Genomic DNA, 23,253 nt, shown 5'->3' on the forward strand with positions numbered 1-23,253 from the left:
GCGAGACATTTCACCGATCGCGGAGCGCGTGCCGAAGCGCGGCGAGATCGATCCAATGGCCGATATCCTTCAATTCAACCGGCAGCCGCCGGCGCCAATTAGGGTGCTCATTCACCGTGCCCGGAATGTTCGGTTGATCGCTCACTCCGATCAGATCATCGAGCGCGATCGCAAGTATGCGCGAGGGCGTGCGCGCGAGAAATTCAACGGCTCCGAAAAAGCTTTTCGGCGCGATATATTCTTCGCCAAGCTTCCATTCGAACGCGCGGCGGGCGTGCGTCCGCATCTCGTCGGTCTCACCTGGATCGAAACCGAGTCCTCGCTTCAGCTTGAGATCGGAATGCGATTGCCAGCCTGCGAATGAGGCAAGGTCATGCGTGTTGAAGGTCACAAGCGCGTTCGCGGCATAACTGGACGACCCGAAAAACGCGCCGTCATGGCCACGCTCGAACATCATCACCTTGTACGACCACACACCCCATGTCGCGAGGACATCACGAAAGCCATCCGGCACCGTTCCCAGATCCTCGCCGATCACAACGCAGCGCTGGGCGACGCTCTCCTGCGCGATGACGCCGAGCAGCGCCTGCAGCGGCATTTCCACATAGACGCCGTCCCGCGGCGATGTTCCCGACGGTATCAGATAAAGCCGGTTGAGACCGAGGACATGATCCAGCCGTATCGCTCCCGCGTAGCGCATCGATGCGCGCAGCATCTCTCGAAACGGTTCGAAGCCGCTGGCCTCGAGTCCGGCCGCGTTGAACCCCGCCAGCCCCCAATCCTGCCCGGCCGTATTGAGTTGATCTGGCGGCGCACCCACCGAAAGCGCGCGCGAGATGGCAACCTGCTCGTTCCAGGCATCGAACCCACCGGCCTGCACGCCGACGGCGACATCAAGATAAAGCCCGATCGCCATTCCGCGTTTGGCAGCAATATCCGCGCATGACTGCAACTGGGTGGCCGCGCACCACTGCACGAACTCCACGAATTCGATCTCGGTACGCTGTGGACCATTTCGGAAGGCTTGAATTCTGGCATCATCGGGGCGCCGCCATTCCTCCGGCCATTGCCACCACGGCAGCAAGCCGAATTGCCGTCGCAGCACCTCGAAACATGCAAAGCGCTGCAGCAATTCGCCGCGCTCCCGCCTGAACAACTCGAATGCAACGAGAGCGGCCGCACGTGCAGTATTGGCCGTATCTGTAGTCTGGAAGATCCCGAACGTGTGCCGAAGCGCCGCCAGTTTCAATTCCGCAACAGCCGCGTAGTCGATCAGGTCGCCGGAGCGGGCACGATCGAGCTGTTCGCGATGTCGTTTCAGCCACGAACCCGGAAAATCCGGCAGACTCTCGGGATCGATATAAAGCGGATTGAGAAACAGTCGGCTGTTTGGCGCATAGGGACTGCATTCGAGCGGCCGGTCATCGAACAGCGCATGAAGCGGATTGAGTCCTATTCCGGCGCAGCCCCAACCAGCAGTCAATTCGATCAGCGCGGCGAGGTCCGTGAAATCGCCGATTCCCCAATTGCGCGACGAAGACAGCCCGTAGAGTTGAACTGACAGAACCCAGGCTTTGTCAAACGAAGATCCTTGATAGGCTCTCTCCGGCGTCACCAGCAGCGGAATCGAATCGATCGTATCTCCGTGCTCGTTCTCGATTTTCAACCGATAGGTTCCGATGGGAATCGCCGGCGGCAAATCGATCGCCCCGCCGTCCACGCCCCCTCGCGCGAGCACCTGATTAAGTTCAACGAGCCGCCAGCCCAATCCATTCGCTTCAGCGTCCAGCGACACCCGCCGACTGCCGGCGTCGGCGACAATAACTACGGGTTGTTTCAGGAACGGGTGTCGCGAAGGAGGCGGCAGACCATCAATAACGGCGCGCAGGCGCTCGCCGCTTACCACATGGCGGTGACCCTGCCCGTCGACAAATTCCAGATCGATGCCATGGTCGCGCGCTTTTGAATAAACGTCCATTCCCCAGCCTCAAGCTGCAGGCCCACCATCCGAGATTTCGACTATCCGGGATTTTGTCGGAAACGACGTCACGGAAGAAGTTAACACGATAGCTCAATCACGGTTCCGCCGGGAACTTTGCGGCACTGCACGGGTTAATGCGCGGGTCCTTCATTCACTAGCAGGTCGGCAGCGCGTGATGTCCGTATCAACGCAAAAAAACATGCCGTTACGGGTAGGCGTGCGCGGCGCAGCCACAGGCAGTTTCCACATCGAGGACGTATATCCCTGCATTGACGGCGGCCGATTTCCGGTCAAGCGCCTTGCAGGCGACGTTGTCGACGTCTGGGCAGATATTTTCAGAAGCGGTCACGACATCATCGCCGCGCAGTTGATCTGGCGGCGCGAGACGGATCGGGACTGGCGGAAGTCGCCGATAACGCTGCACGACAACGATCGCTGGTTCGGCAGTTTCACGCCTCGCGATCCCGGCCGCTACGTCTATGCCATCGAGGCCTGGACCGATGAATTCGCCACATGGAAGCATAGTTTCGAGCTGAAGCAACAGGCCGGCCAGGATGTCTCCCTCGATGCGCTGGAGGGAGCCACGCTTTTGACACGCGCGCAGTACGGCGGCGAAGAAGCTACCACGGTCATCGTCCGCCAATGCGAGGACTATCTGAAAAGCGGCAATCCCGCGTGCCTGCTTGTGCCGGAACTGGTGAGTGCCATGGCCGAGAGTCTCGAACGCGGCGACCTCACGCGGTCCCAGCTTTACCCGTTAACGATCGACCGCGACCTGGCCGTAGCGGGAGCGTGGTACGAGATGGTGCCCCGCAGCCAGAGCCCCGTGCCCGGCCGGCACGGCACCTTTCGCGACTGCATCGCGCGTCTGCCCGATATCGCCGAAATGGGATTCGACGTTCTCTACTTTACGCCGATTCATCCGATCGGCAGAACCAATCGCAAAGGCCGCAACAATGCGCTGACCGCCGCCGAAGGTGACCCCGGCAGCCCCTACGCCATCGGCGGACGCGAGGGTGGGCACGATGCGATCCACCCCGAACTCGGCACCTTTGACGACTTCCGTGATCTGATCGCCGCCTGCAAGACTCATGGAATGGAGGTCGCGCTCGACATCGCGGTGCAGTGTTCGCCCGATCATCCCTGGCTGACTCAGCACCCCGACTGGTTCAAGCGGCGCCCCGACGGCACGATGCGTTATGCGGAAAATCCTCCAAAGAAATATGAAGACATCGTCAATCCTGATTTCAGTTGCGACGATGCCGGCTCGCTGTGGAACGCGCTGCGCGACGTTATACTGTTCTGGGTGAACCAGGGCGTGCGCATCTTCCGCATCGACAATCCGCACACCAAGCCGTTCAATTTCTGGGAATGGCTGATCCGCGAGGTCCAGACGAAAGATCCGGGCATCATCTTCCTCGCCGAGGCGTTCACGCGGCCGAAGGTCATGAAAGGCCTGGCGAAGCTCGGATTCACGCAATCGTATACCTACTTCACCTGGCGTACGCGGAAGTGGGAAATCGAGTCCTATCTCAACGAACTGACAGGGTATCCGGAACGCGACTACTACCGACCGAATTTTTTCGTCAACACGCCGGACATCCTCCCCTACCACCTGCAAAGCGGCGAAGCCTGGATGTTCAAGTCGCGCGTGGCGCTCGCGGCAACGCTGTCGAGTAACTATGGAATCTACAACGGTTTCGAGCTTCTAGAGCACGAACCCATTCCCGGTCGCGAGGAGTATTTCAACTCGGAAAAATACGAGATCAAGGTCCGCGACTGGAATGCACCCGGCAACATCAAGTCTTATATCGCCGCGCTCAATCACGCGCGTCGCGAGAATCCCGCGCTTTTGCAAACGCGCGATCTGAGATTCCTCCCGGTCGACAGCGACCAGATCGTCGCCTTCGTCAAGCAAACGACGGACGCCGGCAATGTTATCGTGGGCGCGATCGCGCTGTCGCGCGATGCTTCCGAATTTTGGCTTCCGCTCGATTCTATCCGTGTCCGGGTCGCTAGCGACCTGTCGCCTCCGGTTGCATTGGAAAACATCATGACCGGAGAGCGGCACGCCATCGAGTGGGGCGGTGTGCGTTTGAGGATTGATCCGCTCCGCGATCCCGCGCTCCTGTTTCGTTGTCTGGCGTGAGGCGCGTCATGAACGACATGACCCAAATCCGTGCCGACAGATACGTCCACACCAACGATCTCTGGTATAAGGACGCCATCATCTATCAGCTTCACGTCAAGGCCTTCGCCGACAGCAACAACGATGGCATCGGCGATTTCGTCGGCCTGACGAGCAAACTCGATTACCTTCAGGAATTGGGCGTCACCACGCTTTGGCTTCTGCCGTTCTATCCGTCTCCGGGGCGCGACGATGGATATGACATTGCCGATTACGGTTCAGTCAATCCGGACTTCGGCACGATGAAGGACTTTCGGCGCTTTATCTCCGAGGCGAAGCGTCGCGGACTTCGCGTGATCACCGAACTCGTCATCAACCACACCTCTGATCAACACAGCTGGTTCAAGCGCGCGCAGCGCAGTCCGCCCGGATCGAGCGCGCGCAACTGGTATGTCTGGAGCGATACCGACAAGAAGTACCAAGGCACGCGGATCATTTTCACCGACACGGAGAAGTCGAACTGGGCATGGGATGCCGAGGCCAACGCCTATTACTGGCACCGCTTCTTCACGCACCAGCCGGATCTCAATTTCGACAACCCGCGCGTGGTCAGGGCCGTCGTTCAGGTCATGAAGCGATGGCTCGACGCAGGCGTCGATGGATTCCGGCTAGATGCCATCCCGTATCTGTGCGAACGCGACGGCACCAACAACGAGAACCTTCCCGAAACGCACGCGGTGATCAAGCACATTCGCGCCGAGCTCGATTCCTACGCCAAGGGCAAGGTGCTCCTCGCCGAGGCCAATCAATGGCCGGAGGATGTCCAGTCTTATTTCGGCGATGGTGACGAGTGTCACATGGCCTATCATTTCCCGCTGATGCCGCGCATTTATATGGCGATCGCACAGGAGGACCGCTTTCCGATCACCGACATCCTGCGGCAGACACCAGATATTCCCGCAAATTGCCAATGGGCGATGTTCCTGCGCAACCATGACGAGCTGACGCTCGAAATGGTCACGGATATCGAGCGCGACTACCTCTGGTCCACCTACGCCGCCGATCCACGCGCGCGCATCAATCTCGGCATTCGCCGCCGCCTGGCGCCCCTGATGGACAATGACCGGCGCAAGATCGAGTTGATGAACTCGTTGCTGATGTCGCTTCCAGGTACTCCCATCATCTACTACGGCGACGAAATCGGAATGGGCGACAATATCTATCTTGGTGATCGCAACGGCGTCCGCACTCCGATGCAATGGACGCCGGATCGTAACGGCGGATTTTCGCGTTGCGATCCCGCGCGCCTGTACGCGCCCCAGGTCATGGATGCCGTCTACGGCTATGAGTCCGTCAATGTCGAGGCTCAGTCACGAAGCCTTTCATCGCTGTTGAACTGGATGAAGAAGCTGATTTCGGTTCGCAAATCCAGCCATGGGTTCGGCCGCGGCACCATGTCCTTCGTGCGTTCCTCCAATCGCAGCGTGCTCGCTTACGTGCGGCAGCATGGCGACGAGGTTCTGCTCTGCGTCGCCAACCTGTCACGATCGGCACAAGCCTCCGAACTCGACCTGTCGCACTGGAAGGGCCGCTCGCCGGTCGAAATGCTGGGGCGAACGACATTTCCCGATATCGGCGAGCTGGCCTATCTCATCACGCTTGCCCCTTATGGATTCTACTGGTTCCAACTGACTGAAAAGCCACCCTCGCCGAATGTCGCCACGGTGATTGTGCCGGATTATGAGACCCTCGTGGTTCCGCTGGGCTCGACCTGGATGTCGCTGGCGCGGACCCGCTCGATTTTTGAGCGCGACGTTCTGCCTTCGCATCTCGCCCGCGCTCGCTGGTTTCCGGAGCGATCGGCCGGCGCCATCACCGCGCGCGTTCCGGCGGCGGTGCCTCTCATGGAAGATCAGGTTTCCCGGCCATGGCTGATGATCTTCGACGTTACCCATCGCGGCCAGTCGGGACGATACGCGATGCCGATCCGGATCCGATGGGACCGGCTCGATCGTCGCAATTTCGATCCCCGAAACATCGCCGCGGTGCGGCAGGGATCGCGCGAAGGAACGCTGATCGACACCGCTCATGAGAGCGACTTGATCGCTGGCATCATCGACTGCCTGCGCCAACAGGCAAGGTTCGAGGAAGGCGAATTGCGGCTTGTCTACCGCCCCACGGAGCGGCTCGCCTCGATTGCAGAGGAGCCGATCTCCAACGTGCGCGCGGTGCAGACCGAACAGTCGAACAGCACCGCACTGGTGGACGACAAGTTTGTCGTCAAGATCTATCGCAAACTGGAAAACGGCATCAATCCGGAAGTGGAAGTGGGCCGCTTCCTGACCGACGTCGCCGGGTTCGCGAATACGCCGGCCCTGCTCGGCAGCGTCGAGTTGACGGGACCCGATGTTCAGGCTGCCGTCGCCATCGTTCATGCCTTTGTCGGCAATCAGGGCGACGCATGGACCGTCAGCAGCGCCGCGCTGGATCGCTTTGTCGACGAGCAGCGGCTGGTCGGGGCGAGCGATTCGGCTCCGGCGCTGGAGGAAAAGGCGGCATACCAGCCCTACATGATGCAAACCGGCAAGCGGGTCGCCGAAATGCACGTCGCGCTGGCCGGCCACGAAGACATCGCGGATTTCCGGCCTGAACCCCTGACTGCTTCGGGCGTCGCGCACCTTATCGATCGGCTGATGGCCCGCGCCGAGAAAACATTCGACCGCCTCGCCCAAGCGAAGCTTTCCGAGTCGGATCAACGTCTTGCCGGCCAACTCCTGGACATCCGCCGGTCGCTGCATGACCAGCTCACGGAACTGCTCCCGCCTTCGATTCAGATGTACAACATCCGGCACCACGGCGATTTTCATCTCGGGCAGATTCTCGTCGTCCGCGACGATATCTTCATCATCGACTTCGAAGGCGAGCCCCGCCGAGGTCTTCTCGAGCGTCGAATGAAGGCGCCGGCAGCCCGCGACGTCGCCGGGTTGATCAGGTCAATCGACTATTCCGTGACTTCGGCACAAGAGCGCGCCCTCAAGACGGGAACGGACGACGACGGCCGGCTGGCCGCAGCTTTGTCGGCATGGCGCGATGAGGCGACGCAAACCTTCCTGATCGCCTACCGCGAAGCGATGTCCGATTCCCGGCTATGGCCGCAGGATAACGACCAAGCCGACAGCACGCTGCGGTTCTTCCTGCTCGAGAAGGCTTTCTATGAAATCGATTACGAACTCGCGCATCGTCCCGACTGGCTTCGGGTTGCCTTGAGCGGCGCGCTGCGCGTGCTGCGCAAATAGGAAGCGAGATCGCGCATGACCGAACTGTCTTCCGAAGCCCGCGCCATTGTCGAAGGACGGCATTCCGATCCTTTCCACTATCTCGGCTGTCATCGCGAGAATGACCGCAAAGTGGTCCGCGCCTATCTGCCCGAGGCCTCCGAGGTGCGCCTTGTCGACGAGCGCGGCGAAGAGACGGCGCTGACGCGTATTCATGACGCCGGACTTTTCCTCGGCGACCTGCCGAACGGCGCCGAGCGCTACCGCCTCCGCGCACGCTATGGCGCCGACACGGTCGAACTCGAGGACCCCTACCGCTTTTTGCCGATCCTCAGCTATTTCGATCTCTATCTGCTTGGCGAAGGCACGCATCAGCGGCTCTATGACAAACTCGGCGCCCATCCGATGACGATGGATGGCGTCGACGGCACGGGATTCGTGGTGCTTGCGCCCAATGCGCGAGCCGTCGCCGTGGTCGGAGATTTCAATTGCTGGGACCGGCGCCGGCATCCGATGCGCGTGCGAGCCAACGGATTCTGGGAATTGTTTATTCCGGGTGCGCGGACAGGCGACCGCTACAAATTCGCGATCACCGACCAGAGCGGTGGCCTGTTGCCGTTGAAATCAGACCCGATGGCTTTTGCCGCAGAAGTGCGGCCGAATACCGCCTCAATCGTATTCGACGAGACCGCGCTGCCCCGCCCGACGCCGGCAGCCGCCGCGATCAATGCGCGCAACATGCCGATCTCGATCTACGAGGTCCATCTCGGATCGTGGCGGCGCGGCGACGGCAACCGCTGGCTGTCATACCGCGAACTCGCGGACGCGCTGCCGCATTATGCCAGCGACCTTGGCTTCACGCATATCGAACTGATGCCGGTGAACGAGCATCCGTTCGACGGCTCCTGGGGCTACCAGCCCACCGGCCTCTATGCACCGACCAGTCGTTTCGGTCCGCCTGAGGATTTCGCGCATCTGGTCGATGCCTGCCACCGCGCAGGGCTTGGGATTCTGCTGGATTGGGTACCCGGCCACTTTCCCGACGATCCCCACGGGCTCGGCCGTTTCGACGGCACGTCGCTTTATGAACATGCCAATCCCTTGCAGGGCCGCCACCTCGACTGGGATACCCTGATCTACAACTACGGCCGCACTGAAGTCGTCAATTTCCTGGTCGCCAACGCCTTGTTCTGGCTCGATCGCTACGGCGTGGACGGCCTTCGCGTCGATGCCGTCGCCTCCATGCTCTATCTCGATTACAGCCGTCCTGAAGGCGGCTGGATTCCCAACAAGCACGGGGGCCGGGAAAATCTCGAAGCCATCGAATTTCTGCGCCGGTTCAATCGAGAAGTATTCGGACAATTCCCTCACGCCACGACGGTGGCCGAGGAATCGACGGCATGGCCGCAAGTCTCGCGCCCGATCGAATTCGGCGGCCTGGGCTTCGGCTACAAGTGGAACATGGGCTGGATGCACGACACGCTGAACTACATCGGCAAGGACCCGGTCTATCGCAAGCACCATCACGGTCAAATTCTCTTCGGACTGCACTATGCGTTTTCGGAAAACTTCATCCTGCCGCTGTCCCATGATGAAGTTGTGCATGGCAAACGCTCGATCTTGGGCCGAATGCCGGGCGATGACTGGCAGCGTTTTGCAAATCTCCGCGCCTACTACGCGTTCATGTTCGGCCACCCCGGCAAGAAGCTGATGTTCATGGGCGCCGAGTTCGGCCAGGAGCGCGAATGGAACCACGATCACGCTCTCGACTGGCATCTTCTCGATCAGGCCCGTCACCGGGGAATACAGAACCTCGTTCGCGATCTCAACGCGCTCTATCGCGCTCTGCCAGCGCTGCACGAACTGGATTGCGATCCGGCCGGTTTCGAATGGATCGTCGCGAACGATGCCGACCACAGCGTCTTCGCATGGATGCGCAAGGGCGAAAACGGACGATCACGCTGTCTCGTGGTCGCCAATTTCACGCCTACGGTCCATCGCGGATACCGCGTACGCGTGCCTTTCGCAGGCAAGTGGCGCGAAACGCTCAACACCGACTCCGCGCATTACGGCGGAAGTGACGTCGGCAATGACGGCATGGTCGAGACACTGAACGGCGTCATTCCCGAACTCAGCCTGACGCTCCCGCCGCTCGCGGTGATCTTTCTGGTGCCGGAACCTGCATGATGAAAATCTCGGAAGGCACACATGCCCGCCTCGGTTCGAACTGGGATGGGCGCGGCACGAACTTTGCGCTTTTTTCAGCACATGCGGAAAAAGTCGAACTTTGCCTGTTTGACAGCCAGGGACGACGGGAGATCGAGCGCATAGCCCTGCCCGAGCACAATGAGGATGTCTGGCATGGTTACCTGAGCGACGTAGCGCCCGGTCAACTCTACGGCTATCGCGTGTACGGACCCTACGATCCTCAACACGGGCATCGTTTCAATCCTCATAAGCTGCTGCTCGATCCTTACGCGAAGAAGGTCAGCGGACGACTCGTCTGGAGCGACGCACATTTCGCCTACCGCACCGGCAGCCCGCGCGAGGATTTGTCCTTCGACCGGCGCGACAATGCGCGCGCAATGCCGAAAGCCACCGTCACCGATGAGACGTTCAATTGGGGCCGGCGCGAACCTCGGCCCAGCATTCCCTGGGAAGATACGATCATCTATGAAGCTCACGTCAAAGGCCTGACCAAGACGCGTCCGGATATATCTCCCGATTTGCGCGGCAGCTACCGCGCACTTGCAGCCCCCGCGATGATCGACCATTTGCGTCGGCTCGGCGTCACCACAATCGAACTGCTGCCGATTCACGGCTTCGTCGACGACCGGCATCTCGTCGAGCGAAAGCTGAGCAATTATTGGGGATATAATTCCATCTCTTTCCTCGCGCCAGAACAGCGTTTCGCGAAGAACGATGCGCTCAACGAATTCCGCATGTCGGTTGCCCGCCTTCACGACGCCGGCTTCGAGGTCATGCTCGACGTCGTCTACAACCACACCGCTGAAGGCAATCACCTCGGGCCAACGTTGTCGTTCCGGGGCATCGACAACGCGTCCTACTACTGGTTGATGCCGGATAATCCGCGTTATTACGACGACTTCACTGGCACCGGCAATTCGTTGAATCTGACTCACCCACGCGTGCTGCAGATGGTGATGGACTCGCTGCGTTATTGGGTCGAGGTCTGCCACATCGACGGCTTCCGTTTCGATCTTGCCAGCACGCTGGCGCGCGGTCCCCATGGATTCGACCGCAACAGTTCCTTCTTCAATGCGATCCGTCAGGATCCCTCACTTGCCGCCGTCAAGCTTGTCGCGGAGCCCTGGGATGTGGGCGCCGGCGGCTATCAGGTCGGAGGCTTCCCCTCACAATGGTCGGAATGGAACGACCGATATCGCAGCACGTTGCGGCGATACTGGGCCGGCGAAGGAAATCTGATCGGCGATGTCGGCGGCCGCATGACCGGATCGTCCGACCTCTTCAATCATGACGATCGTTCACCCCGCGCGGGCATCAATCACGTCACCGTCCATGACGGATTCACGCTCGCCGATCTGTTTTCCTATAACGAGAAACACAACGAAGCCAACGGTGAAGACAATCGGGACGGCTCTAACGACAATCACAGCAACAACTGCGGCAACGAGGGACCGACGGATGACCCGGCGATCGTTGCGCTCCGCCGTCAGCTTCGCAAGAATCAGCTTGCGTGCCTGCTGCTTGCCCAGGGTGTCCCGCTTCTCCTCGCAGGCGACGAGATCGGCAACAGCCAGAACGGCAACAACAACGCCTATTGTCAGGACAACGAGATCGGATGGATCGACTGGAGCGGTCTTGCCGATGTGGGCGACGACATGACGAATTTCGTCGGACGTCTGACCGCGATCCGCAAGCGGTTTGCGCAGATCAGGTCGCGGCAATGGGTCGTCCGCAAGACGGCTGACGGCTCCTATGGCGTGCTGTGGTTGACGCCCGAGGGCAACGAGATGACGGACGCCGACTGGAATTTTCCGGAGGGTCGATTCCTGTCCTACGTACTTGGACCGATGGAGCGCGACCTTGAAGCCCTTTACGTCGTACTCAACGCCGCTCCGGAGCCGATAGAATTCAGAATTCCGGGCATGGAAGAGTACAAGACATGGTCGGTCGTGCTCCATACCTCCAACGACGAGACTGAAGGCAGTACGCACCAACCCAATGCGACGATGCAGGCGCCGCCTCGCAGCGTCATCGCGTTCGCAGGCCGGCCATGACAGCCGGCCGCTTCGGCCCCATTCTCCGGCCGGAGGGCGCGACGTTCCGGCTTTGGGCGCCGGCGGCAGCCGAAGTGGAAGTCGTAACCGACGCTGCGTATCCGATGACAAAAGACGGCGGCGGCTGGTTCATGGCCGACGTGGCGGCAGCCCGACCCGGCACACGTTATCGTTTTCGAATTGACGGCAGTCTCGACGTGCCGGACCCGGCATCGTCGTATCAACCCGATGACGTGTCCGGTCCGAGCGTGCTGGTCGACCACGACCGCTTTCCGTGGAAGGCGACCGACTGGCGTGGCCGGCTATGGCACGAGGCGGTCATCCTCGAATGCCATGTCGGCACCTTCACTCCGGAGGGCACTTATCGCGCGATGATCGGCAAGCTCGATCATCTCGTTGCGACCGGGATCACAGCCCTCGAATTGATGCCGCTGGCCGACTTCGCCGGCACCCGGAATTGGGGCTACGACGGCGTGTTGTGGTATGCGCCCGATCACGTTTACGGCACGCCCGATGATCTCAGAGAGTTGATCGATCAAGCTCATCTGCGCGGACTGATGGTCTTTCTCGATGTCGTCTATAACCACTTCGGACCGGAGGGTAATTATCTCGGGCTTTACGCACCGCAGTTCTTCTGCGCGGAAACGCCTTGGGGATCCGCGATTGATTATCGGGTTACCGAAGTGCGTGCCTTCGCTGCCGACAATGCGCTGCATTGGCTCGGCAACTACCGGTTCGATGGGCTGCGGTTCGACGCTGTGCATGCTCTCGCCGAGATGGGTGAACCGACGATTCTGAACGATATCAGCCGCGCCGCCGGCGTTCTTGCGCGGCAGAGCGGACGGCATATCCACCTTGTACTGGAGAACGACGATAACCGCGCGGTGCTGCTCGATCCATTGTCCACCATCCCGGATGGAAAGTATCGCGCACAGTGGAATGACGATTACCACCATCTCTGGCATGTCATTCTCACCCAGGAGACGCTCGGCTATTACGGCGACTACGCCACGCAACCCCGCCGCCTGCTCGCGCGAACGCTGTGCAGCGGCTTCGCCTATCAGGGAGAACCTTCTGCCCATCGCGGCGGCCGCTCTCGCGGCGAGCAGATCGGTGCGCTCCCGCCCGCCGCCTTCGTGAACTTCCTTCAGAACCACGATCAGATCGGCAACCGCGCACTGGGCGACCGACTCGAATGGACCGCCGACGCAAGAGCTATCGAGGCCGCGCTCGCAATCACCCTGCTCGCGCCGATGCCGCCGTTGATGTTCATGGGCGAGGAATGGGGAGCAACCACGCCCTTTCCGTTTTTTTGCGACTTCAAAGGCGACCTCGCCGAAGCGGTGCGATCCGGACGGCGCAGGGAATTCGCCGAGGCTTATGAGATGTTCGGGGACAATGTGCCTGATCCCCTTGCGCAGTCAACGTTCGAGTCAGCGGTCCTGGCATGGCCGAAGGACGGTCAATATCCGCCGCGATATGCGTTCATCAAGAAATTATTGCGCATTCGCCATGACGAACTCATGCCGCATCTTAACAACACAGCGTTTGCCTCTGCCGAACTCCGCCAGAACGATCGCCTGCTCTTGGCATACTGGCGCCTCGGCAATGGTTCACTCCTGCATCTTCGCGCCAACATCTCCGATCACAACGTCACCAACGATGCTTCGCCGATGCGGGGCCGGATGATCTGGGGTGAAGAGCCGCCCGCGCGTTTGCCAGCCTGGTCCGTTTTCTGGTCGATCGGAGCGGTCTGATGGACAGCGCCGTTCCGCGTGCGACCTATCGCCTGCAATTTACGTCGCATTTTACTTTCGACGACGCCGCGGCGATCGTTCCATATGTCAAAAGGCTGGGTATCACGCACCTCTATGCATCGCCCTTCATGAAGGCGCGCCGCGGCAGCACCCACGGCTACGACATCGTCGATCACAATGTCATCAACTCCGAGCTCGGCGGTGAAGACGGCTTCAACCGCCTGAGCAACGTTTTGACATCTCACGGGATGGGGCTGATTCTCGATTTCGTTCCAAACCACATGGGCGTGCACTATGCCGACAACGACTGGTGGCTGGACGTGCTCGAATGGGGGCCGAAGTCGGCGTTCGCCGGGTCCTTCGATATCGATTGGGACGTTCTTCCCTTCCGCGCCAAGCCGGGACTGCTGCTTCCGATATTGGGAGCGGCCTACGGCGTTTCGCTCACGCGAGGCGAGATCGAGTTGAAATATGATCCGCGGGACGGAAGTTTCTCGGCGTGGTATTTCGAACACCGGCTGCCGATTGCGCCGGAACGTTACAGCGACATCCTCAAGGCTATCACCAGCGAGCTTCCGCCGGGGCGGCCCCGCGACGATCTGCTTGCCGTCGCCGGGCAAGACGGCGGCCCCGGGCGCAGCCGGGCATCCGCGCTCAAGCGTGACCTCGCTGCTATTGCTGGAGGTGAGGCTGCCATCAATCAAGGCCTCAAGGCCTACCAGGCCCGCCCCGACAATCCCGCGCAAACCAAGGCCCTTCACCACCTGCTGGAACGGCAGCACTACAGGCTCGCCCACTGGAAGCTTGCAACAAGCGAAATCAACTACCGGCGATTTTTCGACGTAAACTCCCTGGCCGGACTTCGCGTCGAGGATCGCGACACGTTCGACCGCATCCATGGTCTCGTCCGCCGGCTGATTGCCGAGAAAAAGATACAGGGCTTGCGGCTCGATCATATCGACGGATTGTACGATCCTGCACAGTATTGCAGGCGTCTGGGGCGACTGATCCGCGACGCGCAAGGCGCAGATCGGCGTCCGTTCTATCTGCTGATTGAAAAGATTCTCGGAGATCACGAGGCGCCGCCGCAATTCGCCGGCATCGACGGCACCACGGGTTACGAGTGCCTGAACGCCATTTCCCAGGTTCTCGCCGACGAAAATGGTCTGGAGACCCTCGACGAAGTTTGGCGTCAGGCCAGCGATATCGCGCCCGCCTTCGATCCCGTATTACGGGCTTCGAAACGACGCGTGATCGAGACATTGCTCGCAAGCGAATTCACCGTGCTCACACGTTTGCTGACCCGCATCGCCGCGGGTCATTATTCCACACGCGACTATTCCGCCGATAGTCTTCGCCAGGCTTTCGAACTGTTTGTTCTGCATTTTCCGGTTTACCGCACCTACATCACCCAGGCCGGGCCGAGCGAAAGCGAGCGGAAACTCATCTCCGAGACGATCGCCAAAGCGCGACAGGAGTGGTTCGCGGCCGACGACGGGATTTTTGATTTCCTGCAGGATGCGTTGACGCTCGATCTGCTTGCTCCCGGAAGGCCGCCGCATAGCCGTCAGCGGGTTCGCCGGTTCGCGCTCAAAGTCCAGCAGTTCACCGGGCCGACGATGGCCAAGTCGCTCGAAGACACTGCCTTTTATCGTTATCACCGCCTTCTTGCTTTCAACGAGGTCGGCGGGGATCCTGCTGCGCCGGCTCTCGATGTCGCCGGCTTCCATCGAAAGATGCTCGATCGCGTCGGGCGCCGGACCCACGGACTGATTGCCACGGCTACCCATGACACCAAGCGCGGCGAGGATGCGCGCACGCGGATTCTCGCACTGACCGAACTGTCGAGCGAATGGGCGAGCATGGTCGGGCGATGGAAGACCTTCAATGCGGGTTTGGTATCCACGAACAACGGCGTCCGCAGCCCGTCCGTCGCGGACGAATACATGCTTTATCAGGCGCTGATCGGCGCCCTGCCCTTCGATGATATCGATCACACATTCGTTGCGCGAATGCAGTCCTATGCCGAGAAGGCATGCCGCGAAGCCAAGCTCCAGACGAGTTGGCTCAATCCTGACGCGACCTACGAAGCCGGCGTCAGGCAATTTCTGGCAGGCATTCTGGACAAACACCAATCGTCCGACTTTATTCAATCCTTGAAAACTTTCGCACGCCGCACATCGCTGATCGGCGCGCTGAATTCGCTGAGCCAGATCACCTTGAAGGCGACGATTCCCGGTGTTCCGGATTTCTACCAAGGCACCGAACTTTGGGATTTCTCGCTAGTGGATCCGGATAACCGCCGGCCGGTGGACTTTACGGCGTGCGAAGCCATTCTCGACGCGGGAGTCGCTGATATCTCAGCTCTCACCGGGAGTTGGACCGATGGCCGCATCAAGCTCGCATGGATACATCACTTGCTCGACATGCGCGCGCGCCATGCGAAAATCTTCGATGACGGAGATTTCAGGCCGTTGACCGTCGAAGGCGCGCATCGTCGCCACGTCATCGCATTTGCCCGCACTCATCGCAGCGAGGCCATCGTCGTCGTCGCCTTGCGACATTTTGCGCCTTTCACCGATTCCGGCATGATGTGGCCGAGCTTTGACAAGCTCGACGCGTGTGTGGATTTCGGCAATCTGACGCTGATCCATCCGGCGGTGATGGACCAGAAACTCGATCTCAAGCGACTGCTTGACCGTCTTCCCGTCGCCGTTCTGACCGCGCGAGTTTCGACGAGGTCGGAGATTGGTCGTGCGGCGCGGTTGAAACAAGAGTTCCAAAAACGAAATAACCGCGATAGCGTCGACCTCAAGAACCATAAGACCGCCAATTGATCGCGCACGGAATTGAGCATTAAACTTTGCGAAATCTGGCAATTCGCGGTTGACCGTACCCTATCGGCGCAAAACAGATCTGGATGACAGGATGGTCTTCAAACTTTTCGCCAAGCAGGATCGTAGCTTTGACGACGACCCGTCGATGCGGACCAGGTCCGATAACGATGGAATCGTCGCGGAGATCAAAAGCGCGATCCTGTCCAAGATCATTCTGGTCGTCGGAAAGGATGTGAAACACGCCAACATTCACGACTGGTATGTTGCGACGGCGCTGACGTTGCGCGACCGCATCGTCTATCAATGGCTTCAATCCGATCGGTCCGCTCAGAGCAACGGTGACAAGCGCGTCTATTATCTGTCTCTCGAATTCCTGATCGGACGGCTGCTGACCGATGCCCTCACCAACATGTCACTGATGGAGCCGTTTCGCACGGCGATTGAGGATCTCGGCATCAATTTCGACGCACTGCGCGATGTGGAGCCCGACGCCGCGCTCGGCAACGGCGGCCTGGGCCGACTGGCTGCGTGTTTCATGGAAAGCATGGCAACCCTTGCGATCCCGGCGCAGGGCTACGGTATTCGTTATCAGCACGGACTGTTTCGCCAGGTTGTTTCGAACGGATGGCAGGAGGAGTTTCCCGAGCAGTGGCTTCTCTCGGGAAACCCTTGGGAATTCGAACGCAGCGACGTGATCTTCGACATCCAGTATGGCGGACGTCTGGACCGCATCGAGCAGCCGGGTAAGCCGGTCCGTACACTCTGGATACCGGATGAGACCATTCAGGCGGTTGCCTACGACACGCCGATCGTCGGCTGGCGCGGTCGTCACGTCAATGCGCTCAGGCTGTGGTCCGCACGCGCGGTCGATTCGATGCGCCTCGACACCTTCAACAGCGGCGATCATCTTGGCGCGATGTCGGAGATGGCGCGCGCCGAAGCGATCTCGAAATTTCTCTACCCAAGCGACGAAACGCCGGCCGGCCGCGAATTGCGCCTGCGTCAGGAATACTTTTTCGTTTCGGCCTCGCTGCAGGATATCCTCGACCGCCATCTGCATACTGACGGTGACATCCGCTCGCTGCCATCCCATGCCGCGATTCAGCTCAACGATACCCATCCCAGCCTCGCCGTTCCCGAACTGATGCGACTGCTGGTCGATAAATATCAAATCGATTGGGGCGAGGCTTGGGACATCACCACCAGGACAATCTCCTACACCAACCATACTCTATTGCCGGAAGCGCTCGAGACATGGCCGGCCGAACTGTTCGAGCGAATGCTGCCGCGCCATCTCGACATCGTGTACCGGATCAACGCGGACCATCTTGCCGCGGCGGAAAAGCATTCGGGAGCCGATAGTCGATTTAGAGCGTCGATATCGTTGATTGACGAAACCGGCGGCCGCCGCGTTCGGATGGGCCATCTCGCCTTCGTCGGCTCCCATCGCATCAATGGCGTTTCAGCGATGCACAGCGAGCTCATGCGCGAGACCGTGTTCGCCGACCTGAACAGCCTTTATCCGGGCCGCATCACCAACAAGACCAACGGCATCACCTTCCGCCGCTGGCTGCATCAATGCAATCCAAAACTCACATCATTGCTGCAGGAGGCATGCGCCGCCGCGGTTCTTGATGAGCCCGAGCGGTTGCGAATGCTGGAGCGATTATCGGATGACCGCGCGTTTCAACAACGCTTCCAGGCCGTCAAGCGGGCCAACAAGATTGCACTCGCCCAGATCATTGCCAGCCGGCTTGGTATCGCCGTCGATCCGTCGGCACTGTTCGACGTTCAGATCAAGCGTATTCACGAATACAAGCGTCAACTTCTCAACGCGATCGAGGCGGTGGCGCTCTATCAGGCCATCCTTGCCAACCCGGACGGAAACTGGACGCCGCGCATCAAGATTTTCGCCGGAAAGGCGGCTGCAAGTTATCGGCAGGCCAAGCTGATCATCAAGTTCATCAACGACATCGGCAACGTGATCAACAACGATCCCGCGATCAGAGGCCTCCTCAAGGTCGTCTTTCTGCCGAACTATAACGTCAGCGCCGCCGAGATCATCGTCCCGGCGAGCGATCTGTCCGAACAGATATCCACCGCCGGTATGGAAGCTTCCGGAACCGGCAACATGAAGCTCGCACTGAACGGCGCGATCACAATCGGAACGTTGGACGGCGCCAATATCGAAATTCTGGAGCATGTCGGCGAGGACAATATTTTCATTTTCGGCATGAAGGCGGAAGAGGTTGTCCGGCGCCGCGCCGCGGGACTGGATGCCACCGACGTCATCTCGTCGTCGCCGAGGCTGGCCGGCGTGATCGAAGCCATCGAACGCGGCGTGTTTTCGCCGGACGACGCTTCGCGCTTTGCGCCCATCGCACACGCGCTGCGGTTTCTCGATCACTACATGGTGTCGGCGGATTTCGAGGATTACTATCGTACGCAACGCGACGTCGACACGAAATGGCACAGCCCGGAGTGGACACGCTCAAGCATTCTAAATGTCGCGCGCATGGCATGGTTCTCGTCCGACCGCACCATCCGGGAATATGCCGAGGATATCTGGAATATTCCCTGACCCGATGGCGTCCTCTGCCGACGAGGACACCACCGCGGCCAGCGTTCAAAAGGGAGGCGCCGGCGGAGTGAGAGCCGCCGGCGCGGTCGACAAGCGATCCCTGCGGAAGATCATCTTGTCGACGAAGGTGGCAGAGCAGTCGTCTCCGACCGCTTTGTGGGTCAAGCCACCTTGAACTGTTTGGCGATCTCCACCTTCCAGATCGACGGACCCTGCTCCAGATAGGTCCAGGAGAATTCGCCGGGATAACTGACCTGGATCTGAGAGTAGAGCGGCATCGGATCGTGGTCGTTGACCAGAATGAATGACTCGCCTGCCCTCAGGTCACCAACAATCTGAGAAGCCTTGGTGTGACGCTGCGCCGAACTCAGGTTGCGGAAGTCGATCTCGGCGACATCAGCCTCTTCAGTTGTCTGACACATGACCGCTCCTGTCGCCTCAATGGGTCGCCGGAAAAGAGCTTCGTCTTCAGCCGATCCTCTAAATTCAGAGATACAAAGAATCACTTCGTATGTATGTATATTCACCCGATTAAGATCGATAGTCAATTCATCTTTTGACACATCTGCAAACGCCAACAGATGGCCGCAAGGCGGCACGCTGACGGGACCGCATAATACGTCAGAATTCAGATCGGCCGGATCAGTTCGCCTGCTGGATGGCGCGCTGGGCCATCACCTTGACGAGATTGGCGCGATAGGGCGCCGATCCGTGGATGTCGGCGATCATGCCGGCGTCCGGAATCCTGATCGCGTCCAGCGCTGAAGGAGACCAATCGGCCCCGAGCGCCGTCTCGATCGCGCTGACGCGCATCACGCCATTCTGCGACGCGCCCGTCGCGGCCACGCGCACCTCGCCGGCTTTGGTCCTCGCGACGAATACGCCCGTCAGTGCGAAGCGCGAAGCCGGATGACGCATCTTGGCGTAGCCGGCTCTTTCCGGAATCGGGAAAGCGACCTCGGTGATGATCTCGCCGTCCTCCAGCGCCGTCGTGAACAGTCCTTTAAAGAAATCATCGGCTGCGATCGACCTTTTGTTGGTCTTTACGGTTGCGCCAAGCGCCAGGACGGCAGCCGAATAGTCGGCGGCCGGATCGTTGTTGGCGATCGATCCGCCGATGGTGCCGCGATAGCGGACCGCGGGATCGCCGAGCAACGACGTCAGATGCACCAGCGCCGGAATCGCCTTCTTCACATCGGCGTTGGTCATGATGTCATAATAGGTGGTGGCCGCCCTGATCGTGAGCGTATCGCCGGACGCCTCCACACCGATCAGTTCGCTGATCCCGGCAAGATCAATCACGTCGGAGGGAGCCGCCAGCCGCTGCTTCATCACCGGCAGCAACGTATGACCGCCGGCGAGATATTTCGGATCGGAAGCCTTGGCGAACAGCGAAACGGCTTCATCGATACTGGCCGGGCGATGATAGGTGGTCTGATACATGGCCGCGTCTCCCTGCCCGCCGTTCAGCCGTGGATCGCGTGCCAGACGCGGTCAGGCGAGGCCGGCATCGCGAGATCATTATTGCCGATGGCGTCGGTGATGGCGTTGATGACGGCGGCAGATGCGCCGATCGCGCCGGCTTCTCCGCAACCCTTCACTCCGAGCGGATTGCCCGGACACTCCGTCATGGTGTGCTGAATTTTGAAAGACGGCAGGTCTTCGGCCCGCGGCATCGCATAGTCCATGAACGAGGCCGTGAGCAACTGACCGTTCTCGTCATAGACCGCGTGCTCCAGCAGCGCCTGGCCGATGCCCTGCGCGAGGCCGCCATGGACCTGCCCTTCAACGATCATCGGATTGATAAGGCGGCCGAAGTCATCCGCTGCGACGAAGTTGACGAACGACGTTTTGCCGGTATCGGCGTCAACCTCGACCTCGCAAATGTAGGCGCCCGCCGGAAACGTGAAGTTGGTCGGATCGTAGAAGGCGCTCTCCTTCAGCCCCGGCTCCATGCCCTCGGGCAGGTTGTGCGCGGTGTAGGCGGCAAGCGCGACCATCGGCAGCGCGATCGCCTTGTCGGTGCCTGTCACCTTGAACTGGCCTTCCTCGATGACGATGTCGTTTTCCGACGCCTCAAGCTGATGCGCAACGATCTTCTTCGCCTTGGCCTCCACCTTCTCCATCGCCTTGACGATGGCCGACAAGCCCACGGCCGCCGAGCGCGAGCCGTAGGTGCCCATGCCGAACTGCACCTTGTCGGTGTCGCCGTGCACGATCTGGACCTGATCGATCGGAATGCCAAGGCGCCCGGCGACCACTTGCGCGAATGCCGTCTCGTGTCCCTGACCGTGACTGTGCGACCCCGTCAGCACCTCGATAGTACCCACCGGATTGACCCGCACCTCCGCGGATTCCCATAAACCGACGCCGGCTCCAAGACTGCCGACGGCCTTTGACGGCGCGATGCCGCAGGCTTCGATATAGCAGGACACGCCGATGCCGCGCAGTCTGCCCTCGCTCTTTGCCTTTGCCTTGCGCGCTGCGAATCCGGCATAGTCGATCGCCTTCATGGCGACGTCGAGCGACGCGCTAAAGTCGCCGATGTCATAAGCCATGATGACCGGCGTCTGATGCGGAAACTGGGTGATGAAGTTCTTGCGCCGCAGTTCGGTCGGATCGACCTTGAGCTGGCGCGCCGCGGTTTCCATCAGCCGCTCGACAACGTAGCTCGCCTCGGGCCGGCCCGCGCCGCGATAGGCGTCCACCGGCGCGGTGTTGGTATAGACGCTGATCACCTCGGCGAAGATGTTGGGGATGTTGTACTGGCCCGACAGCAGCGTGGCGTAGAGATAGGTCGGCACCGACGAGGAGAACAGCGACATGTAGGCGCCGAGATTGGCATGGGTCTTCACGCGCAATCCCGTGATCCTGTTGTCCTTGTCGAACGCCATCTCGGCCCTGGTCAGATGATCGCGGCCGTGAGCGTCGGTCAGGAATGACTCGGTGCGGTCGGCGGTCCATTTCACCGGGCGGCCGGTTTTCTTCGCGGCCCACAGCGCCACCATCTCCTCGGGGTAGATGAAGATCTTCGAGCCGAAGCCGCCACCGACATCGGGCGCGATCACGCGCAGTTTGTGCTCCTGCGCGATGTTGTAGAACGCCGAGAGCACAAGCCGCGCCACATGCGGATTCTGCGAAGTGGTATAAAGCGTGAAGTGCTCCTCCGCCGGATCATACTCGGCGATCGCGGCGCGCGGCTCGATGGCATTGGGCGCCAGACGATTATTGGTGATGTCGAGCGAAACCACATTCGCGGCCGCCTTGAACGCCGCATCGGTCGCCGCTTCATCGCCGAGCGTCCAATCGAAGATCACATTGCCCGGCGCCTCCGGATGTAGCTGCGGCGCGCCGCTTGCGACCGCCTCGCGCATATCGACGACCGCGGGAAGCTCCTCGTAAGTCACGACAACAGCTTCAGCCGCGTCGCGCGCCTGATTGCGCGTCTCGGCGATGACGACGGCAACGGCCTGCCCGACGAAGCGCACGGTCTCCGGCGCCATCGCGGGCCATGCCCCCATCTTCATCGGTGAGCCGTCCCTGGAATGGATCATCCAGCCGCAAATCAAGTTGCCGATCTTGTCGTCGACCAATTCCTTGCCGGTCAGGACGGCAACCACCCCCGGCATCGCAAGCGCCGGCGCGGTGTCAATCGCGGCCACCTTGGCATGAGCATGCGGGCTGCGGACAAACGCCGCATAGGTCATGCCATGCAGGCGGATATCGTCGACGTAGCGGCCCCTGCCGGTAATGAAGCGCTTGTCTTCCTTGCGCAGCGCGCGAGCGCCGATTCCCTCGATTCCCATCATTCGCTCCCTTCGGAGTGATGACGCGCCTCTTCCATCGAATGGGGCGCGACCAGTGTTTCCCGAGCGACCTCCGGTCGGTTATTCCGCGGCCTGCGCTGTCGTCATCCGGCCAGCGGCGTCGAGCACCGATTTGACGATGTTGTGATAGCCGGTGCAGCGGCAGATATTGCCTTCCAATTCCTGACGCAGGACGTCCTCGGTCAACTCGCGGCCATGGCGGCGCACGATGTCGATCGAAGCCATGATCATGCCGGGCGTGCAGAAGCCGCACTGGAGGCCGTGATTGTCACGGAACGCCGCCTGCATCGGATGCAGTTCATCGCCGTTGGCGATGCCTTCGATGGTCGTAATGCTCCTGCCGTTGGCCTGCCCGACCAGGACCGTGCAGGACTTGACCGCACGGCCGTCGATATGAACGGTGCATGCGCCGCACTGGCTGGTATCGCAGCCGACATGGGTGCCGGTCAGTCCCAGATGATCGCGCAGCAGGTGAACGAGAAGCGTCCGGTCTTCAACGTCAACCGAAACCGGTTTGCCATTGACCGTCAATTTGATCGCAGCCACGGGAGCCTCCCAGGCGGTTTCTCATTGGTCAAATAGAACCACGGCCAGCGAACTTTGTA

General features: G+C 60.4%; 12 protein-coding genes. 7 read left to right on the top strand and 5 right to left on the bottom strand.

Annotated elements, in window-relative coordinates; all coding sequences use genetic code 11:
* Positions 1 to 10 precede the first annotated feature (10 nt).
* Positions 11 to 1,978, bottom strand: coding sequence for a 4-alpha-glucanotransferase (malQ, locus tag ACS3WB_RS06665; RefSeq protein WP_438274783.1), 1,968 nt, complete (start codon positions 1,976 to 1,978; stop codon positions 11 to 13).
* Positions 1,979 to 2,156: 178 nt separating this feature from the next.
* Here malQ and ACS3WB_RS06670 point away from each other — a divergent pair, with 178 nt between their 5' ends.
* From ACS3WB_RS06670 to ACS3WB_RS06700, 7 genes are all read left to right on the top strand, one after another.
* Complete coding sequence (locus ACS3WB_RS06670; RefSeq protein WP_438274784.1) at positions 2,157 to 4,130, top strand: alpha-1,4-glucan--maltose-1-phosphate maltosyltransferase; 1,974 nt, start codon at positions 2,157 to 2,159, stop codon at positions 4,128 to 4,130.
* Positions 4,131 to 4,138: 8 nt separating this feature from the next.
* Complete coding sequence (treS, locus tag ACS3WB_RS06675; protein ID WP_438274785.1) at positions 4,139 to 7,405, top strand: maltose alpha-D-glucosyltransferase; 3,267 nt, start codon at positions 4,139 to 4,141, stop codon at positions 7,403 to 7,405.
* 15 nt (positions 7,406 to 7,420) lie between these two features.
* Positions 7,421 to 9,571, top strand: a complete 2,151-nt coding sequence (glgB, locus tag ACS3WB_RS06680; protein WP_438274786.1) for a 1,4-alpha-glucan branching protein GlgB — start codon at positions 7,421 to 7,423, stop codon at positions 9,569 to 9,571.
* Positions 9,571 to 11,646 carry a glycogen debranching protein GlgX gene (gene glgX / locus ACS3WB_RS06685; RefSeq protein WP_438274888.1) on the top strand — a complete coding sequence of 692 codons (2,076 nt, stop codon included), beginning with the start codon at positions 9,571 to 9,573 and terminating at the stop codon, positions 11,644 to 11,646. Before glgB ends, glgX begins: the two co-directional genes overlap by 1 nt.
* The gene (gene treZ / locus ACS3WB_RS06690) at positions 11,643 to 13,403 is read left to right on the top strand and encodes a malto-oligosyltrehalose trehalohydrolase (RefSeq protein ID WP_438274787.1); all 1,761 of its coding nucleotides are present in this window, start codon (positions 11,643 to 11,645) and stop codon (positions 13,401 to 13,403) included. The genes glgX and treZ overlap by 4 nt, the downstream gene beginning before the upstream one ends.
* Positions 13,403 to 16,240, top strand: coding sequence for a malto-oligosyltrehalose synthase (treY, locus tag ACS3WB_RS06695; protein WP_438274788.1), 2,838 nt, complete (start codon positions 13,403 to 13,405; stop codon positions 16,238 to 16,240). The genes treZ and treY overlap by 1 nt, the downstream gene beginning before the upstream one ends.
* Before the next feature lie 91 nt (positions 16,241 to 16,331).
* The gene (locus ACS3WB_RS06700; protein ID WP_438274789.1) at positions 16,332 to 18,821 is read left to right on the top strand and encodes a glycogen/starch/alpha-glucan phosphorylase; all 2,490 of its coding nucleotides are present in this window, start codon (positions 16,332 to 16,334) and stop codon (positions 18,819 to 18,821) included.
* A 161-nt stretch (positions 18,822 to 18,982) separates the two neighbouring features.
* Here the strand turns inward: ACS3WB_RS06700 and ACS3WB_RS06705 are convergent, their stop codons facing one another.
* The 4 genes from ACS3WB_RS06705 to ACS3WB_RS06720 all read right to left on the bottom strand — a co-directional run bounded on the left by ACS3WB_RS06705 (position 18,983) and on the right by ACS3WB_RS06720 (position 23,194).
* Positions 18,983 to 19,243: a DUF2249 domain-containing protein gene (locus ACS3WB_RS06705; protein ID WP_438274790.1), complete on the bottom strand. Its 261-nt coding sequence runs from the start codon at positions 19,241 to 19,243 to the stop codon at positions 18,983 to 18,985.
* A 220-nt stretch (positions 19,244 to 19,463) separates the two neighbouring features.
* A complete protein-coding gene (locus ACS3WB_RS06710; RefSeq protein WP_438274791.1) occupies positions 19,464 to 20,264 on the bottom strand; it encodes an FAD binding domain-containing protein in 801 nt (266 codons plus the stop codon).
* Between the two features lie 23 nt (positions 20,265 to 20,287).
* Complete coding sequence (locus ACS3WB_RS06715; protein WP_438274889.1) at positions 20,288 to 22,627, bottom strand: xanthine dehydrogenase family protein molybdopterin-binding subunit; 2,340 nt, start codon at positions 22,625 to 22,627, stop codon at positions 20,288 to 20,290.
* 81 nt (positions 22,628 to 22,708) lie between these two features.
* Positions 22,709 to 23,194, bottom strand: a complete 486-nt coding sequence (locus ACS3WB_RS06720) for a (2Fe-2S)-binding protein (protein WP_438274792.1) — start codon at positions 23,192 to 23,194, stop codon at positions 22,709 to 22,711.
* Positions 23,195 to 23,253: the final 59 nt, after the last annotated feature.

The organism is Nitrobacter sp., from assembly GCF_051535215.1.
Taxonomy (GTDB): domain Bacteria; phylum Pseudomonadota; class Alphaproteobacteria; order Rhizobiales; family Xanthobacteraceae; genus Nitrobacter.

Coding starts and splice junctions, on each gene's coding strand:
- malQ (WP_438274783.1), bottom strand. CDS start 1,978: ATGGACGTTTATTCAAAAGCGCGCGACCATGGCATCGATCTGGAATTT.
- ACS3WB_RS06670 (WP_438274784.1), top strand. CDS start 2,157: ATGTCCGTATCAACGCAAAAAAACATGCCGTTACGGGTAGGCGTGCGC.
- treS (WP_438274785.1), top strand. CDS start 4,139: ATGAACGACATGACCCAAATCCGTGCCGACAGATACGTCCACACCAAC.
- glgB (WP_438274786.1), top strand. CDS start 7,421: ATGACCGAACTGTCTTCCGAAGCCCGCGCCATTGTCGAAGGACGGCAT.
- glgX (WP_438274888.1), top strand. CDS start 9,571: ATGAAAATCTCGGAAGGCACACATGCCCGCCTCGGTTCGAACTGGGAT.
- treZ (WP_438274787.1), top strand. CDS start 11,643: ATGACAGCCGGCCGCTTCGGCCCCATTCTCCGGCCGGAGGGCGCGACG.
- treY (WP_438274788.1), top strand. CDS start 13,403: ATGGACAGCGCCGTTCCGCGTGCGACCTATCGCCTGCAATTTACGTCG.
- ACS3WB_RS06700 (WP_438274789.1), top strand. CDS start 16,332: ATGGTCTTCAAACTTTTCGCCAAGCAGGATCGTAGCTTTGACGACGAC.
- ACS3WB_RS06705 (WP_438274790.1), bottom strand. CDS start 19,243: ATGTGTCAGACAACTGAAGAGGCTGATGTCGCCGAGATCGACTTCCGC.
- ACS3WB_RS06710 (WP_438274791.1), bottom strand. CDS start 20,264: ATGTATCAGACCACCTATCATCGCCCGGCCAGTATCGATGAAGCCGTT.
- ACS3WB_RS06715 (WP_438274889.1), bottom strand. CDS start 22,627: ATGGGAATCGAGGGAATCGGCGCTCGCGCGCTGCGCAAGGAAGACAAG.